Raw genomic sequence first — 15,390 nt, 5'->3', positions numbered from 1 at the left:
TCTGACAGGGGAGGGGGAGAAAATGCGCGATGCGTGGCCCTCGGGTCTGCGCAACCGGTCCTCTCGCGAGCTGCTCCAGCTATACGCGGCCACGTTGTCGATCCTGCTCGAACGGGGCGTCATCCGAACCCGCAACGCGCCCGCCGGTGACCTTGCGGAGCGGCTGGTGGCTGATGCCTACGGCGCGCACCTGCTGCCCAATTCGGTGAAGAGTTATGACGTGCTCACACAGGATGGCCAGCGCATCCAGGTGAAGTGCCGCGTACTGGAGTCGACAAAGGGCTCGCAGACGTACTCGGTGTTCCGCAGCTGGGAGTTCGATCGCTGCGTCTTCGTGCGATTCGATCCGGTGACATACGACGTGCTGGACGCCGTCGATGTACCTGTGACCAGCGTGAAACCGATCGCTAAACACGTTGCTTGGGTCAAGGGAGACCGCGTTGCGGTAGCCGCACCCCTGCTCTCGCTTCCCGATGCCCGCGATGTGAGCCAAGACCTCCAAGCCGCCCTCGAGCGGCTGGACTCCGCGCCCGACAGGAATCGCCCGGAGCCGCCGTCTCCCTGCCGGAGCGCCCCACCAGACTCGCCGCCGCGTCCACGCAGAAGCGGATCGCGGGCTGCTTGCTCGCCGGCGCCGTCGGCGACGCACTTGGTGCCAGCATCGAATTCGACTCCTGGGGCACGATCCGGGCGCGGTTCGGCGAGCGCGGACTCACCGGCTACGCGCCCGCCTACGGCCGGTCGGGCGGTGCCATCACCGATGACACGCAGATGACGCTGTTCACCGCTGACGGACTGATCAGGGCGGTGAACCGCTGGGAGGGCAAGGGGGTTTGCAGTGCCCGCCACGTGGTGCATCACGCCTATCTGTGCTGGCTGGCGACCCAAGGCACGATCCCGAGAGGCCCCGAGCACGACGGCTGGCTCATCGAGGTGCCCCGGGGAATACGTGCCTGTCGGCGCTGCGCTCCGGGCAGATCGGCGGTGTCGATGAGCCGATCAATGATTCGAAGGGCTGCGGGGGTGTCATGCGCGCGGCGCCGGCGGGTCTGGTCGCCGAGCATGCCGATCGGTTCCGATTCGGTTGCGATGTCGCCGCCATAACGCACGGTCATCCGGATGGCTATCTGCCGGCAGGGGTCCTGGCGGTCGTGGTCGGAAGCCTGGTGGATGGGGCCGACCTGTCGACCGCCCTCGACACCGCCGAGGCTCGTCTTCGGCAGGCTGACAACCACGAGACCACGCTCGCCGCACTGCGGGCCGGTCGCGCCCTCGGCACCAGGGGCTTGCCCACCCCCGAGAAGCTGGAAAGCCTTGGCGGCGGGTGGGTGGGCGAGGAGGCGCTCGCCATCGCCGTCGCGTGTGCCGTGAGCGGCTTCGACCAGCCGGTGGAGGCGATGCTCGCGTCGGTGAACCACTCTGGAGACAGCGACCCGACCGGGTCCATCGCGGGCAACATCCTCGGCGCGGCCCACGGGGTTCAGTGGTTGCCGCAGCCGTGGCTGGAGGGCCTTGAGCTGCGTGACGTCATCGAGCAGATGTCGATGGATCTGCATCGCGCGTTTCACGTCGACAGGTCGGGGGAGGCGCCGGGCGAGGAGGACGCTGGGTGGCGGGAGCGGTACCCCGGCTGGTAGTCGCTGGCAGACATTGAGGCCCACGCGAATCCGCCGAGATCCTCCGCCAGTTGAGGATGACTGGCACGCGCGCCTCATCGGCCGGTGCACTCGCGCCCGGGAGCGTGCGCGCCGAGGCATCTCCCTTCGTGCCGGCCGGTCAGTCGCGAGCCGTTGCGCGCGACTAGCGGTTTTCCTTCCCTGGTGCGGTGGACAGCGGAAGGTTAGGTCTTAACCGTCTCTCGTCGTGGGTGCCCCACCAGTCGTCCTCATCGGCTTGTCGGGTGCCGAAGGAACGACTCGGTTGGGCGGCGATTCGCGGGTGTCGAAGCGCGTGCTCGCGAGCCGTCGTTCGGCGACCGTGATGAGGTCGAGGACGTCGTCTGCGAGGTAGGCCCGCGTGCCGCGTCCGATGGATCGGGTCGAGAGGATGTCGGCGCCGCGCAGTTCATCGAGCGCGGCCAGCGCTGCCTTCGAGCTGACGTCGAAGACCCGCGCGACGGTCCGGGCGGTCAGAACTGGGGCGGCCGGCAGCGTGTCCAGGATCCTGGCCGTCGCCGAGTCCGAGCGGAGGGCCCGGGTACGCCCTTGCGTGTCGCGATACGTGGCAAGCCGGGATGCCCATTCCTGACGGACTGCCTTGATGTCGGCGACGACTTGCCGGGACTGAGCAGCGGCGTCGTCCGCGGCATCGAGGAAGACCGTGAGCCAGCGACCCAACGCCCGTTGTTGCACGAGGGGGTCGGCCGAGTCGTAGCGGTAGGCGGTCAACCCGTTGATGTACTCGTCGCGACGCGTGGCCAGCACCAGGCTGATGGGTAGCACGGCGCGCGTCGTCAATCCCCGTCGGGTCAGCACCGTATGGATGAGCGCGCGCCCCACACGCCCGTTCCCATCGCTGAAGGGGTGAATCGTCTCGAACTGTGCATGGGTGATCGCGGCCTGCACCAGCGGGGAGTCGGCGGCGCCCCCGAGGTAGGTGAGGAGGTCGTCCATCAAGCCGGACACAAGCTCCGGTGCGGGCGGCACGAAGTCGGCGTCGACCGGATGATGATCCGCCCCGCCGATCCAGTTCTGTCGAGTTCGCAGGCCGTGCAAGCGCGGCTCGTCCGCCAGCAGGGCCGCGTGCAACCTCTCGATGTCGGCCGTCGAGATGGTGCGACTCTCGGCAAGGGCTCCGGAGGCGTCGTGAACGATGGTGAGGTTTTTGGCCACCAGTCGTGCCTGGGCGCTGAGGCCCTGAACCTCTTCGGAGGTCCCCAGCTCCGCCAGGGCCACCTGCTTGGCCGAGGGAGCAACGCCTTCGATGCGTGAGGAGGCGATCGCCTCCGATCTGAGGAGGAATCGCGACACCGAGGACAACAGGTCGCCGTCTGGTCCGTCCAAGGATCGAAGTGTGCGCTCGACGTCAGCGATTCGCTCTGAGAGGCGCTCGTCGATGACGAGTGGTCGACCGACGACGCGGTCGGGCTCGTACCACCGGTAGTCCCCGGAGCGCCGTTCCCGTCGTGGCACGTTTGTGATGTCGGACTCCCAGAAGTCGTCATGCCAGCGCGCCACGTCAGTTCTTATCCTTCCCGCAGGTGCCCCTTCATGGAAGTTTAACTACCTATCCTTCCGTCAATGGGGAGGCTGCACGTCTCGGACGTCGGCCGGTCGCCGCTACACCCCCATCAGCGCGAGCGGCACGACCAAACCCTGGTGGTGCACGACCAGGGTCGGGGGCGGTACAGCGTCCTGTATCGGGTTGTCGGCGGTGTCCAAACTAGATCCGCGGACGAGTGCTGAGCGCGCGGTGCACGTGTTCAAGAATCAGGAAATGTTCATATAATATGAACGTATGTCACAGCCCGAACAGCACAGTAGATGCGCGCAGTGCCAGCGCTGAAAACGCTCCCAGACGATGCGCTCGCCCAGCTCAGCGCACGCGGGCTGGTGGTGCGTAAGGCGGCCGCGAACCGCGTGGAGGTCTCCGCAGGTGGCCGCGTCTCGCAGATGGCGCTCATCGTGCACACCGGGCCAGGGATGCCCAGCCCGGAGCGTATCGCCGACGCGAAGGCCGGGAGTGATCTGCCGGTGCTGATCACAGCGGTCTCCATCGGCCCCAAAGCGGGCTCCCGCCTCGAAGGGGCGGGTCTGCATTATGTGGATCTGGCGGGGAACGCCTCGGTGCACTTGCCGGGGATCGCGGTGTCGGTCGAAGGGCGACCACGAGTCCCATTGCCGAGCCGATATGCCGTCTCGGCGGCCTTTCGTCGCGCCGGGCTCCAGGCGGTCGGCACGATTCTGTCCCGCCCCGAGCACCCGGTTCCGACGTTGCGAGTCGTGGCCGAGCAGGCAGACATCTCCATCGGATCGGCGCAGGGGGCCGTGCTCGACCTCCGTGAGCAGGGTTACCTGGACTCCGACGGGAGGCTGCAGCGCGGCGGGGAGCTGCTGCATCGCTGGGTGGCCGCGTTCGCTGCCTCGCGCACGCTGACCGCATCCGCGCGGGCGTTTCGTGCGGAACCAGGGTGGTGGGAGCACGAGCAGGCGTTCCGCGCCGATGGGGCCCACCTTGGCGGCGAGGCCGCAGCTGAAGCGTTGGGCATTCCGCTGCGTTCGTTGAGCGGATCGATCTACGCGGACGCCCTCCCGACGACCGTGATCCGGCACGGCCGCCTAGTGACCGACGCCGAGGGGACAGTCGAATTGCGGGAGAAGTTCTGGCGGCTACCCGAGGACGGCTGGATCGCGCCGACACCGATCGTTTACGCGGAGTTGTTTGCGGACTCTGACCCGAGATTGCGGGAGGCGGCGGATCAGCTGAGGAGGCGAGATGCAGTACTTCGACGCGTCGACGCGAGCTGACGAGGTCGTCCCTGTCGACCTCATCGCTGCGGTCGTCGACCGCTTGATGCCCCACGTCGACGGCCTCGTGCTCATCGGCGCCGTCGCCCGCGATCTGCTGGGGGCCATCGCCGGCGACCTTCCTGTTCAGCGAGCGACGCATGACCTCGACGTCGCTGTCGCGGTTCGCACCATGGGGCAGTACCGGACCGCCAGCGCCACGATCGATCCGACGGGGCGCGAGCCGCACTTTCAGTTGGGAGGCACGCAGGTCGACATAGTGCCCTTCGGAGCCGTAGTCACCGACAGCCATGTGCTCTTCGACAACGATTTCCGGCTGGATGTGACCGGCTTGGCAGACGCCCTCGCGTCCCCGGTCACCGTGCGACTGCGCCCGGAGGTCGTCGTTCCCGTGGCCTCTTTGGCCGCGCAGAGCGTCTTGAAGCTTCTGGCCTGGCGCGATCGCCGCTTCGACACCCACGCTCGGGACGCGGTTGACCTAGGGTTTCTCCTGGAGGCGAGCTCATCGGGCGAGTATGCCGACGAGGTGTGGGCGGACGAACATGCGTTAGCCGCGTGCGACTTCGACTTCTTCTCAGCCGGCGCCTTCCGTCTCGGGCGTCAAGCGCGGGCCGGCATGTCTGACTCGACCCTGCAGGCCGTAGTAGACCTCACGGCGGACGAATCGTCGATGTGGTCCTTGGTGCGCGATGTCGGGGGCATCCGTTCGCTGCGCGCAAACATGCTGGCGGCCTATCGGCGCGGTCTTGCGGCAAGCTGAGCCCCGGGTCTGGGTCATCCCGACCGTAACTCTGCCTCCGTACCTCTACGCGTGCCCGTGCCAAGAACAGGCCACGGGGGACGGGCTCATGGATGAACCGGCGAAGGGCGGCGTGCAACTGCGCCCGGAGCCCGTGCGTTGCAACCCCATTGTTCTGCACGAGAGGAAACCCGTAAGGCGTGAACCGAAGTGTTCGTGCCGGGCGGGCCGCTATGTGTTCTCGAAACCCAGCCGCCGATACCCCGGCATCCGGCGACGCAGGGTCGCGGCCAGGACGGGGACGTTGACGTCGTGGTAGTCGTGCACCAGTGCCACCTCCTTGCCGGGGTGGGCGCGCACGACCCTGCCGGCGCACTGGACGAGCAGCCCGTCGAAGGCGACAGGGGCGGCGAGAAACAGGGTGTCGAGGGCGGGCACATCGAAGCCTTCGCCGACGAACGGCGTTGTGCCGATGACGAGTCCGCCGTCGCCTGGGCGTAGGTCGTCGAGCCGTCCAAGCACGGCTCGACGCTGTCTGACCGGCATGCCGCCCTGCATGACGAGGGGAGACAGGCCGCGCTGCGCCAGCAGGGACCCCAGCCGTTCGACGTGCGCGACCCGTCTCACGAGCACGAGGCAGTTGCGCCCGGAGCCGACGGCCCCGACGACGTCGTCGACCACCTGCTGGTTGCGAGCCTCGTCCTCGACGAGTGCGCCGTAGACGGTGGCCAGCGCTCCCGGCTCCGAGAGGTCGATGTCGACGTGTGTGAATCGCGTCTCGTGAATGCGCAGTTCTCGCCGCGGCCCGGGGAGGCGCGCGGGGTCGGTCAACAGGTCGTCGTGGGGCTCGCCCATGGTGTGTCGGATGGGCCCGAGCTGCCAGGTGACGAGGTCGTCCAACCCGTCGCGTCGTTTGGGGGTCGCGGTCAGGCCGAGCCAGTAGCGGGCGGCGGACGGTTTGAGCGAGTGGTCGTAGGCCGCGGCGGCGAGGTGATGGCATTCGTCGACGATGACGTGGCCGTAGGCGTTGGTGAGCTCGGCGACGTCGTCGCGGCGGGCGAGGGTGGGCAGCATGGCGATGTCGACGACGCCGGTGAGCTTCTTGCGCCCGCCACCGAGCTGGCCGGGTCGTACCCCGAGGAACTGCTCGACGCGGCTTCGCCACTGCTCGGCGAGGGCCTTGCGGTCGACGAGCACGAGGGCGGAGGTGGCGCGCTCAGCGATCACCGCGCACGCCATGACGGTCTTGCCTGCACCGGGTGGGGCGACGAGCACGCCGTCGTCGTGGGCAAGCATGTCGCCGACGGCTTCTGACTGGGCAGGGGACAGTTCGGCGCGCAAGGTCACATCGATCTCGCGGCCCGCGGTGCGGGCGTCGGCGATCTCGAGGCGGGAGCCGGCCTTTTCGGCGAGATCGGCGATGCGATGTCTCAGTCCGCGCGGCAGGACGAGCCGGTCGTCGAGCGTCACGTCGTAGCCACGCACGAACCGCGGGGTGTTCCACGTGGACTTGCGCAGCCGCTGCAACTCGTAGAACGCCGGATTGGCCAGGGAGGCAGCGTGTTTGAACGCCGACAACGCCGCAGGGGTGAGCTGGTCGGCGGCGACGACCAGACCGGCTCCCAGTTCGGCACGGACCACCGGCGGCAACCGAGGGTGCACTGCGGTCGCCGAGGAACGGGTCATCGCGGTCACCTGCGCGCCTGAGGAACTGGCTCCGACATGTCGGGCGATGCGCTCGGCCGCGTGCGGGGTGAGGCGGTCCAGCGTCGACAGGTAGGCCCACTGGTCGGCGTGCGGCTCCAGGGTTGCGGTGTCGAGGAAGAGCGTCAGCCCGTCCTTGCGGCGGCGGCCCTGCAGGGGAGCGGCGATGAGGTTGCCGAGACCGCCGTCGGGCATGACGTCTTGGTTGGGGAACAGGCGGTCGTAGGAGCGCAGATCCATCGATCCGCGCAGCAGGATCGCCTCGCGGATGAGGGCCGAGCCGATGGTGCGTGCCGTGACGGCCGGGACCGCGTCGTCGAACAGCATCCACGCGTGGGCGCCGCGGCCGGACTGCGAGATCTCGAGGCCGACCGAGATCCGTAGTGCGGCAGCCGCCTTGACGTAGGCGAGCGCGTCGAGCATCGCGGCGGGTCCGTCGAAGTCGGCGGCGAGAAAGTGACAGGAGTTGTCGCGCGCGAGCGGGTAGAGGCCGACGAACGCTTCCCCGGCGAGGTGCGCGGCGATGACTTGCGGCGTGAGCGGCAGATAGCGGGCGAAGCGGCGGTCGGTGCCCTTGCGCCACCCGCCGGCGACGGCAGGCAACCACCAGCTTTGCCCGGTGCGGGTGTTCTCGGAGCGGACCGCGTAGACATCGCGCCGGGTGCGGAACCGGTCGGCGAACAGGGCGATCTTGTCGTCGGTCGAGGAGGCCATCGTCACCATGCCCGGCGCGGGCAACGGGATCGCCGCCTGCGCCGGCGCCGGGTCGGTCTGGCCCGCGCGCAGCCCGAGTAGCCGCGTGAGCCGGGCGTTCTCGGCACGCAACCGGTCCAACTCGCGGCGCAATGCCACGGTGGGGTCGGGCGGCGCGTCCACGTGCGCATCGTGTCAGATGGGCGGGACCGGCTCCTCCCGAAGCGGTTCGAGAGAGCCCAGGGGCCGGTGCGCGCGCTAGCGGTTTTCCTTCCCTGGTGCGGTGGGAGCGGAAGCTTAAGTCTTAACCTTCACTCCGAGTGGAGGATCCATCGTCGGTCCACGTCGGCTGGTCCCCGCGTTACACCCCCAGCAGCGCGAGGGGTACGACGCACACGCCGTCGGGCCGGCGGTAGGCGCGGGGCCCCGCGTGCAGCACCACCAGGTTGGCCACGTCGCCACCCATCCGTTCTCGCAGCCATAAGAGATGCCGGACGTCCGCGTCGCCGATGTCGCGCGCGAGCTTCACCTCGATCCCCAGGACGCGTCCGTCGCGGCCCTCGACGATGAGGTCGACCTCGTGGTCGCCGTTGCCCGTTCGGAGGTGACCGACGTCCCCCCGGTGCGTCTGGGCGGCGACGCGAACGGTGAGTGTCGCCAGCGCTTCGAACAACGGCCCCGCCATCGCGGCGCCGCGCCCACGGACCATTCCCTCGGGGTGCAGTCGCAGCAGCCTGGCCGCGAGGGCGGGGTCGGCGAGGTGGTGTTTCGGTGCCTGCTGCAAGCGGGCGAATGGACTGAACGACGGGCTCCAGCCGGGTACCGGGTCGAGGAGCCAGATGGCGCTCAGATGGTCGCGGTACGCGATGGTGGTGGTCTTGGCCGGCTGTGTGCCGTCTCCGCCTGTCGTGGCGTCCAGGATGCGCGAGTACGCCGTGGTGGTGGAGGTCGCCGCGGCGTAGGCCGTCAGCCAGCGCCGGAGCGTCTCTGGCCGTCGGACGGACAGCCCCTGATCGCGGAGGTCGCGGTCGACGATCCGGCGGAGGTATCCGTCCAGCAGGTCGAGCCGGGTCTCTTCCGCCATCCGGCGGATGCCCGGAAAGCCGCTGGCGCAGATCTCGTCCAAGTAGTCCCGAAGGCCGAACTCCGTTGCGCCGGAGACGGTGTCATCGCCGGCCAGCAGCGCGCCCAAGCTCACGCTGGGCGCGCACGAGCCGCGCTCGAACAGAGCCATCGGGCGCATGCGCAGCGACGCGATGCGACCCGCCCCGGTGTGGGTGTCGACCCCGGAGATGGGCGTCGCGCTCCCGGTCAGCAGTGCCGACCCTGCGGCTGCGCCGTCGTCGACCCACCGACGCACTGCATCCCAGATCGGGGGATGGCGCTGCCACTCGTCCAGAAGGACCGGCGGCTCGGCCTCCCGGATGAGGCGGGGGTCGGCTGCCAGGGCGCCGCGATCCGCGGCATCGTCGAGCTGCCAGGCCGACTGCGCCCAGCGTGTCGCCGTGACGGTTTTGCCCACGCCTTTGGGGCCTTCAAGCGCCACGGCGGGCGCACTGCTCAGAGCACGTTCGATCTCTGCGTCGACGGCGCGGGGCAGGTACTTCACAGCGCTACGCTACTTCTAGCCGAACTTCTACGCTACTTTCAGCATGAGTCTTAGGCTACTTCTAGCCCGACGACAGCCGTCTCCGGTTGCGACTGTGCACGGGACTGCGCGGTTCGTCGGCCGCTGTGAGGGAGATCGTGGAGGCGGGGGAGCCGGCGTCGCCGAGGGTCATGTTGCCGCGGATGAGGTCGGCCGATGTGCGGATGGGTCGATCTCGCCGGTTGCTTGGAGCATGCCGGCGAAGCCCGAGGCGATGGTGATGATGACGGCGATCTGGGCCATCATGCGCAGGCCGGTGGAGACCTCGGCGGTCGGCAACGACCCCTCGCCCGCAACCCCGCGGTGGAGGCGGCTCGGCGGGGTGTGATCGTCTGATGGTGATAGTCAACGAAGGAACCGCCATGCGTGAGAACACCCCGATCATCATCGTGGGAGCCGGGCCCGTGGGCTTGGCCGCCGCTCTACTGCTGGCCGACGGCGGGCACCGGGTGACGGTGTACGAGGCCGCCGAGGAGATGGACCTCAGGTCGGACAACAGTTACCCGATCGGCGTGAACCCGCGCGGACAGGAGGCGCTGCGTCGGATCGATCCCGCGTTGTTGGAGGCGCTGCGCAGCCAAGGCGAGGTGGTGAAGGCCTTTCAGATCCACAAGGGCCGGCGGCGCATCGCCCGGTTGGAGAGCGGCACGCTCATCGCGACGACGCGCGCCTTCCTCAACCAGATCCTCATGGAGCGCGTGCGGTCCACCGACGCGATCGACTACGTCCCCGGTCACCGGCTGGAGTCGCTGAGCGTGACCGACCGCACGCTGACCTTTGCCACCAGCAAGGGTGAGGTGAGCGTCGACGCTGCCGACGCGCGGGTGCTTGCCGCCGACGGCGTCTGGTCGAAGGCCCGCGGTGCGCTGGCCGAGCAGATGCCGAGCTTCGACGCGAGGGTCGAGGACTGGGGCGTCCAGTTCCGCGTCGTCTTCTCCCACCCGGGCGCCGAGGCACCTGACCTCGACCCGGCTGACCACCACATCTTCACGTCCAAAGGGATCTACACCGCCACGCTGTCGGACGGCCGTTGGTGCGTGGTACTCACCGCGATCCACGGCGACGAGGCCGAGGCGCTGCTGCTGTCGAAGGATGGCAGCGACGCCCACGTCCGAGCGCTCAGGGCGCACGTTCAGGAACATGCTGCCCTCACCGCTCCCTTGCTCAGCGAGGAGGACTACCGCGCGTTCTTCGGCCGCAAGCCGTTTGCCGGGGCCGTCGTCCGCTGCGACCGCATCGCCTTCGAGGAGTGGCTGCTGCTGCTCGGCGATGCCGCCCACTCGGTGGTCCCGCCGACCGGCGAGGGTGTCAACTCCGGCCTGGAGGATGCGTTCCTGCTGGCCGAGTGCGATGCGCGCGGGTCCGCGACGTGGTTCGCCGACTTCGAGGCCGCTCGCCTGCCCGACCTGGCGGCGCTGGGCGCGTACGCGACCGTCCTCAAGGACAACCTGCGTAGCACCGACCCGGTCCGCAGCGGCGCCGACGTCGTCGTGCGGATCGTCGACTCGGTGGCCGCCAGACTGCACCTGCCGCGCGCCCGCGTCGAGGACCGACTGTTCGGCCACGACGCAGGCCTGACTACCTACCGCGACGCCATCGGTCCGTGGATCCGACAGCGACGCGTGCTCTTCCCCGTCGCCAAGGGCGTCGTGGGAGGTGCGCGGCGCGCTCTGGGCACGGACCGCACCACTCGTGCGGCGCACGCGGCCCCCGTCGCCCGCACCGACGGGCCTGCCCGCAAGATCACCGTCGTCGGTGGCTCCCGCGGCACCGGCAGGGCGGTGGTCGAGGCGGCGCTGGCGGCCAATCATGACGTGACGGTTGTCTCGCGGTCGGGCACCGGTGTCGGCGCGGTCCACGTCGTCACCGGCGACGCCACCGATCCGGATGTCGCCCGGCGGGCCGTGGCGGGCGCGGACGCCGTGATCGTGTGCGTTCGTGGCGTCAAGGGGGCGACACGACCCCGCACCGAGGTGACACGGGTGATGGTTGACGCGATGCGGCACGAGGGGGTGCGCCGACTGCTCGTGCAGACGTCGCTGGGTGTCGGGGGGTCGGAGAAGCAGCTGCCCGTGCCTCTTCGCCAGATCGCGCCAATCATACTGGCCAAGCCGTTGGCCGACCACGACGCCCAGGATGACGTCGTCCGCGCATCCGGGCTGGACTGGACCATCGTTCGTCCAGCCGGGCTGACGGATCGGCCGGCGACCCATCGGTGGCGTGCGCGCAGCGACGATGGGGGCACACTCGGCGGCCGCGTCTCTCGCGCCGACGTAGCTGACTGCCTGCTCTCGTGCCTGGACGACCCGTCCAGCGTGGGCGCGCAGCTAGGGGTCAGCGGGCCCTAGCCTTCATCATCCGCGAGGCAGTTGGCCGCCGGGTTCGACACTCACCGCCCTCATGGCGCCGCAGCGTCCTGTCGTCCAGCGCTGCGTCGGAATCGATCGAGTGGCATCTCGACCTGGATGCCGTTGATGGAGGCGACCAGCACTGCGTTTCGCGCGCCGACGGCTTCGAGGTACTCGGCGAAGGTGGAGAGGAGCATGTCGTCGCGATTCTCGACACGGGAGATGCTGCCCTGGTCGACGCCCATGCTGGCGGCGAGTTGCTGCTGAGTGAGCAGACCTGCCTTTCGGATGTCGGCCAGTCCCTCCACGTGGGCGCGGTCCATCTCCTGCATGCCGGCGTGGACGTCGGCGACGGCATCCTGCATTCCTGGTCGGTCGAGCATCCGAGCCAGCCGGTCGTTGCCGCGAACGAACCCTGCCGGTGCCTTCCTGGTCATGAGCGCCTGCTTTCTCGTCGGTACTGATCGATGATGGCGTCGGCCTTGGTCCCGATCTGGTCGTAGAAGACATCCCCCGCTTTGGCCTTGTCGGCGGCGAAGGCAGCCACGACGACAGCGTCTTCGTCGCTGAACCAGCAGATCACTCTCATGGCCACCCCCGCCTCGTACGGATGCGACAGCCGCCAGATCTCGTACCGGCGACGCTGTCTCACCCGCCTCAGGGTTGCCGTTTCGACGGCCGGCTTTTCACGCAACCGTGCGAGCACCTGGAGTTCGGCGGTGACCAGCGCCAGTTGACGAGAGGCCCGTCGGTCGCCCTGATCGGCTCGTACTTCCAGGTGGTCGAGCCACTCATCGAACCCCTGTGGCCAGTCGACGATCACGACGATGCGACCAGTATGGCGTCAGAGCCATATGGCAAGCAAGCCATCACCTGAGGTGACCGGCCCTGGGCTGTGTCCATGGGCTCCTGGGTGGGGCGTGCAAACGGCGACATGTCGCGCAGAAACCGTCGCCGTAGCCATCGGCTCGAACGGGGTGCGGTCGATGTCTGGGATCGTGCAGTCGGCGTGGACCCGGGGAACAATCTGCTCTTGCTCGTCACCTGAGCCAGCCTGCCGGTAGTGCCTGCTCGCGGAGGACGGAGAATCTGCGCCTGTGGATGGGGCAACCGTCTATGAGGCACTTGTGGATAACTGCGGGCTCGCGGGCTGGCCGCCCCACCTCCACGTCAGCGCGAGCGGGGACTTGACCGCAGATGGTCCTGAAAACTGGCTCGGTTTCGGTTATCCACAGTTAGCCCCCTGATGCGCGTTTCTTCCACAGGTCTAAGGCGAGAGGCCGCACGCCCTCGGCTCGCGGTCCTACGTTCCTGGCCATGACGACTCCCCACGAGCAATCACCAACAACTCCAGCGACATTCGTGCCCGCGGCGGGCACAGCGTCCGGCCTACTGCTCGGCCTTCTGACGACCTTGAACGCCCTTGCTCTGTCGAACTCCGACCAGATCGCGGGCCTGCCGCTCCAGATGAGCTTCGCGGAGTGGCGGACCGCAGGCATCTCGTGGAACGCAGGCCTCGGGACCGAGTACGCCTTGAGCGTTCTCGGCGCTGCGTGGGCAGGTGTCCTGGCGATCAACGTCGCCATCGTGCAGCTCGAGCTCGCACCTGCGGGGAGACCTTCGCCTGACCTGGCAGACGTTCGAAACAAGTGGCGAAACATGCTTCGAACGGCGGGGTTCACCCTCGTGGGCGGCGCCACGTCGGCGGTTGCGCTCGCGTCCCTTGGGTCCGTCGTCACGGGAGGTGAGTGCGGCCGCGTCGCAGCTCTGCTGCTTCTCTGGCTCGGTCTCGTGATTGTCGATCGCGCTCTCATTTTCCGTCGCGACCTGCTGATGGAACTCCTCGATGCGCGTCGTTTCGAGGCCAGGTGCGCGGACGACCTTCAGCGATTTGCTGAGCGTCGGCCGTGGATCACTGATCGTGTCGGTTCAGGGGGACGACTATCACCGTTGCTCGTGGCCGCCGGTGTCGTCGTGTCCGGGGGTTGCGGTCCACACCGCGTTCGTGGCTCAGTGGTTGGTCCGGCACATGGTGCGCGAGGGGATCCCGTGGACGGTGTTCGATCCTGTGCTGCTGTTCTGGCCACTCTGGAGTCTTGCCGCCGGCCTCGTCGTCGGGCTCGTCTTGTGCCACCACGGGTGGCTCGTTGCGACTCCGTCGTCCACCTGGGTATCGGAGTTGGTGGCGACTCTGCCCGCCATTGGCCTGTTCGTGCTGGGTGGCAAGCTCGCGTGCTTCTACGCTGACGCGCCGCGCCGCTGGGCAGCTTTCATCGGCTTGGCAGCGCCGGTCGTGATCGGATTGATCGTCTGGTGGCTGGGTTCGCTGGGGAAGGGTCCGGCGTCGCGACTATGGATCGAGGGTGCCCAGAGACGTCGTGAACTCGTCGAGGAGGCAAGGAAACACCGTCGTGGGTTGGAGGCCGAACAGGCGCGACTCACCCTGGCGCCGTCTGACGTCGAGCGGCGAGTCGGCGTCCTTCGACGTCTCCTGCGCAGGCTGACGTGACGCTGACTCCTGCACCGCGCTACCGTCCTTTGCCTCCGGACCAGTGACGCTAACCGCCGGGTAAGTGAGCCCACAGCCCGATCGCCTCGTTGGTGCGGTCCACGGGCCCGTAGATTACCGGCATGTGCCAGCCGGGAAGGCCCCGAATGTCATGAGCGATGACGGAGAATACCCGATCCGGGGTGCCGTGCGCGTGCCAGACGGTGTTGAGGTGAGGCGGCTCGGCTCCTTCCGTCCACGAGGCGCCGAGCACCTGCCAACCCTCGGTGACGCGACAAGCCTCAGTAATGCTGACGATTGGGTCGATCTGCGTGACGGACAGCGTCAGATCGCTAGGCTCGACGAGTCTGGTGATGGCATGCGGGGTGTCCCTGAAAGGTCGTGTCTCCACGATGTCTTCAACGCATAGGGGTGCGAAGAACGACGTGTTGAGCAGTTTGAAATGACGATGGTCTAGCGGCTCAGCCCACATGTGCTCGGCGCGGGGCAGAGTGCAGTCGGGCTGGAACAGCAGCGTCACCTTGGTCTTGTGTGTCACGCGAACCACGGTGCCGAGTTCGGGAGCCGCCCGGCGAACGGCCCACGGCGCGCCTGTGGAAGCCATGCATAAACCGACGCTGCCTGTGGATGGATTCAGCTCTTTTCGGGAGCCGGCGTATGGAGACCGTCGGTCGGCGGATAGCGATGCCGCGCTGCCTCCAGCTTCGACTGAGCCGCCGGGACGAGGTCGATGTCGAGCACGTCCGCGAGGCCCACCAGATAGATGAGGATGTCACTGAGTTCCTCGGCTGCGCGATCACGACGCCTCGGCTCGGTGAACCGCTCGACTGCTCGGTCTGCCTCGACCCATTGGAACAACTCCGCCAGTTCCCCTACCTCACCGACGAGCGCGAGGATGAGCGACTTCGGATCGTGAAACCGCTCCCAGCCTCGCTCGGCGTTGAACTCGCGGATCTCGTCGCGCAGATGGGTCAGGTCGCTCACCCCGCGATCGTGTCAGCTTCCCCGCCCCCGAGCCACGCGCAGTGCTCATGGTGCGCGGCCAGTGAGGCGGGGTGAGGGCGCAGCCGCGGATCCTGCGGAAGCGGCTGGACAGGCTGTCCATCGAGTGCGGCGTACTCGGTGTGTCGCAGGGTCGGGGAGCATCGCACGATGAGCCCGTCGGGGCCGTCGACCAGGGTCAGCAGATGATCGTCGAAGAGCCGGTGAAGGTCGGCCCGGAGAAGGATGCCGTTCCCTCCGTTGTGCACCGCAGTGTCCGGTTGGGTGGGTTCTGTCGTCAG

General features: G+C 68.2%; 16 protein-coding genes and 1 pseudogene. 8 read left to right on the top strand and 9 right to left on the bottom strand.

Annotated elements, in window-relative coordinates; all coding sequences use genetic code 11:
* Positions 1 to 22: 22 nt before the first annotated feature.
* From PINTE_RS25100 to PINTE_RS23970, 3 genes and pseudogenes are all read left to right on the top strand, one after another.
* A pseudogene (locus PINTE_RS25100) lies at positions 23 to 253 on the top strand (DUF6998 domain-containing protein); the annotation flags it as partial.
* 167 nt (positions 254 to 420) lie between these two features.
* A complete protein-coding gene (locus PINTE_RS25095) occupies positions 421 to 1,104 on the top strand; it encodes an ADP-ribosylglycohydrolase family protein (RefSeq protein ID WP_505803833.1) in 684 nt (227 codons plus the stop codon).
* Positions 1,029 to 1,637: an ADP-ribosylglycohydrolase family protein gene (locus PINTE_RS23970; RefSeq protein WP_068432785.1), complete on the top strand. Its 609-nt coding sequence runs from the start codon at positions 1,029 to 1,031 to the stop codon at positions 1,635 to 1,637. Before PINTE_RS25095 ends, PINTE_RS23970 begins: the two co-directional genes overlap by 76 nt.
* A 210-nt stretch (positions 1,638 to 1,847) precedes the next feature.
* Here PINTE_RS23970 and PINTE_RS15965 read toward each other — a convergent pair whose 3' ends face one another.
* A complete protein-coding gene (locus tag PINTE_RS15965; protein ID WP_068432783.1) occupies positions 1,848 to 3,176 on the bottom strand; it encodes a Fic family protein in 1,329 nt (442 codons plus the stop codon).
* Between the two features lie 306 nt (positions 3,177 to 3,482).
* Between PINTE_RS15965 and PINTE_RS15960 the strand changes: the two genes are divergently transcribed.
* Complete coding sequence (locus tag PINTE_RS15960; RefSeq protein ID WP_084343684.1) at positions 3,483 to 4,466, top strand: type IV toxin-antitoxin system AbiEi family antitoxin; 984 nt, start codon at positions 3,483 to 3,485, stop codon at positions 4,464 to 4,466.
* Positions 4,435 to 5,226 (top strand): nucleotidyl transferase AbiEii/AbiGii toxin family protein, encoded by a 792-nt coding sequence (locus PINTE_RS15955; RefSeq protein ID WP_068432773.1) that lies wholly within the window; start codon positions 4,435 to 4,437, stop codon positions 5,224 to 5,226. Before PINTE_RS15960 ends, PINTE_RS15955 begins: the two co-directional genes overlap by 32 nt.
* A 210-nt stretch (positions 5,227 to 5,436) precedes the next feature.
* Here the strand turns inward: PINTE_RS15955 and PINTE_RS15950 are convergent, their stop codons facing one another.
* The 3 genes from PINTE_RS15950 to PINTE_RS25240 form a co-directional block, all read right to left on the bottom strand.
* A complete protein-coding gene (locus PINTE_RS15950; protein ID WP_245642989.1) occupies positions 5,437 to 7,785 on the bottom strand; it encodes a DEAD/DEAH box helicase in 2,349 nt (782 codons plus the stop codon).
* 178 nt (positions 7,786 to 7,963) lie between these two features.
* Positions 7,964 to 9,211 carry an ATP-binding protein gene (locus PINTE_RS15945; protein ID WP_068432765.1) on the bottom strand — a complete coding sequence of 416 codons (1,248 nt, stop codon included), beginning with the start codon at positions 9,209 to 9,211 and terminating at the stop codon, positions 7,964 to 7,966.
* Positions 9,212 to 9,379: 168 nt separating this feature from the next.
* Entirely contained in the window at positions 9,380 to 9,493 is a 114-nt protein-coding gene (locus PINTE_RS25240; protein ID WP_505803831.1) for a hypothetical protein, read from the bottom strand.
* Here PINTE_RS25240 and PINTE_RS24785 point away from each other — a divergent pair.
* Both PINTE_RS24785 and PINTE_RS15940 read left to right on the top strand, forming a co-directional pair.
* Complete coding sequence (locus tag PINTE_RS24785) at positions 9,444 to 9,578, top strand: hypothetical protein (protein WP_281178914.1); 135 nt, start codon at positions 9,444 to 9,446, stop codon at positions 9,576 to 9,578. The genes PINTE_RS25240 and PINTE_RS24785 overlap by 50 nt on opposite strands.
* Positions 9,579 to 9,612: 34 nt before the next feature.
* On the top strand, positions 9,613 to 11,598 hold the full coding sequence (locus PINTE_RS15940) for an NAD(P)H-binding protein (protein WP_068432758.1): 1,986 nt from the start codon (positions 9,613 to 9,615) through the stop codon (positions 11,596 to 11,598).
* Positions 11,599 to 11,648: 50 nt separating this feature from the next.
* Here PINTE_RS15940 and PINTE_RS15935 read toward each other — a convergent pair whose 3' ends face one another.
* Together PINTE_RS15935 and PINTE_RS15930 are read right to left on the bottom strand one after the other, a co-directional pair.
* A complete protein-coding gene (locus PINTE_RS15935) occupies positions 11,649 to 12,035 on the bottom strand; it encodes a helix-turn-helix domain-containing protein (protein ID WP_217996617.1) in 387 nt (128 codons plus the stop codon).
* Complete coding sequence (locus PINTE_RS15930) at positions 12,032 to 12,421, bottom strand: hypothetical protein (protein ID WP_068432753.1); 390 nt, start codon at positions 12,419 to 12,421, stop codon at positions 12,032 to 12,034. The genes PINTE_RS15935 and PINTE_RS15930 overlap by 4 nt, the downstream gene beginning before the upstream one ends.
* A 1,023-nt stretch (positions 12,422 to 13,444) precedes the next feature.
* Between PINTE_RS15930 and PINTE_RS15925 the strand changes: the two genes are divergently transcribed.
* Positions 13,445 to 14,107, top strand: coding sequence for a hypothetical protein (locus tag PINTE_RS15925; RefSeq protein WP_068432751.1), 663 nt, complete (start codon positions 13,445 to 13,447; stop codon positions 14,105 to 14,107).
* A gap of 49 nt (positions 14,108 to 14,156) precedes the next feature.
* Here the strand turns inward: PINTE_RS15925 and PINTE_RS15920 are convergent, their stop codons facing one another.
* The 3 genes from PINTE_RS15920 to PINTE_RS25090 all read right to left on the bottom strand — a co-directional run bounded on the left by PINTE_RS15920 (position 14,157) and on the right by PINTE_RS25090 (position 15,357).
* Positions 14,157 to 14,645, bottom strand: coding sequence for a hypothetical protein (locus PINTE_RS15920; RefSeq protein ID WP_068432749.1), 489 nt, complete (start codon positions 14,643 to 14,645; stop codon positions 14,157 to 14,159).
* Positions 14,646 to 14,740: 95 nt separating this feature from the next.
* Positions 14,741 to 15,091 (bottom strand): nucleotide pyrophosphohydrolase, encoded by a 351-nt coding sequence (locus tag PINTE_RS15915; RefSeq protein ID WP_068432747.1) that lies wholly within the window; start codon positions 15,089 to 15,091, stop codon positions 14,741 to 14,743.
* Positions 15,088 to 15,357, bottom strand: coding sequence for an HNH endonuclease (locus tag PINTE_RS25090; protein WP_169798549.1), 270 nt, complete (start codon positions 15,355 to 15,357; stop codon positions 15,088 to 15,090). The genes PINTE_RS15915 and PINTE_RS25090 overlap by 4 nt, the downstream gene beginning before the upstream one ends.
* Positions 15,358 to 15,390 lie beyond the last annotated feature (33 nt).

The sequence above is a fragment of the Piscicoccus intestinalis NBRC 104926 genome (assembly GCF_001515525.1).
Lineage (GTDB): Bacteria > Actinomycetota > Actinomycetes > Actinomycetales > Dermatophilaceae > Kineosphaera > Kineosphaera intestinalis.
The sequence above is the reverse complement of the archived record's forward strand: the minus strand, read 5'-3'. Positions and strand labels throughout refer to the sequence as shown.

What these genes read in the sequence shown, in the direction of transcription:
- PINTE_RS15960 (WP_084343684.1), top strand. Translation starts at nt 3,483, where the DNA reads ATGCGCGCAGTGCCAGCGCTGAAAACGCTCCCAGACGATGCGCTCGCC.
- PINTE_RS15935 (WP_217996617.1), bottom strand. Translation starts at nt 12,035, where the DNA reads ATGACCAGGAAGGCACCGGCAGGGTTCGTTCGCGGCAACGACCGGCTG.
- PINTE_RS15925 (WP_068432751.1), top strand. Translation starts at nt 13,445, where the DNA reads ATGCGCGTCGTTTCGAGGCCAGGTGCGCGGACGACCTTCAGCGATTTG.
- PINTE_RS15955 (WP_068432773.1), top strand. Translation starts at nt 4,435, where the DNA reads ATGCAGTACTTCGACGCGTCGACGCGAGCTGACGAGGTCGTCCCTGTC.
- PINTE_RS15940 (WP_068432758.1), top strand. Translation starts at nt 9,613, where the DNA reads ATGCGTGAGAACACCCCGATCATCATCGTGGGAGCCGGGCCCGTGGGC.
- PINTE_RS24785 (WP_281178914.1), top strand. Translation starts at nt 9,444, where the DNA reads ATGCCGGCGAAGCCCGAGGCGATGGTGATGATGACGGCGATCTGGGCC.
- PINTE_RS25240 (WP_505803831.1), bottom strand. Translation starts at nt 9,493, where the DNA reads ATGGCCCAGATCGCCGTCATCATCACCATCGCCTCGGGCTTCGCCGGC.
- PINTE_RS23970 (WP_068432785.1), top strand. Translation starts at nt 1,029, where the DNA reads ATGCGCGCGGCGCCGGCGGGTCTGGTCGCCGAGCATGCCGATCGGTTC.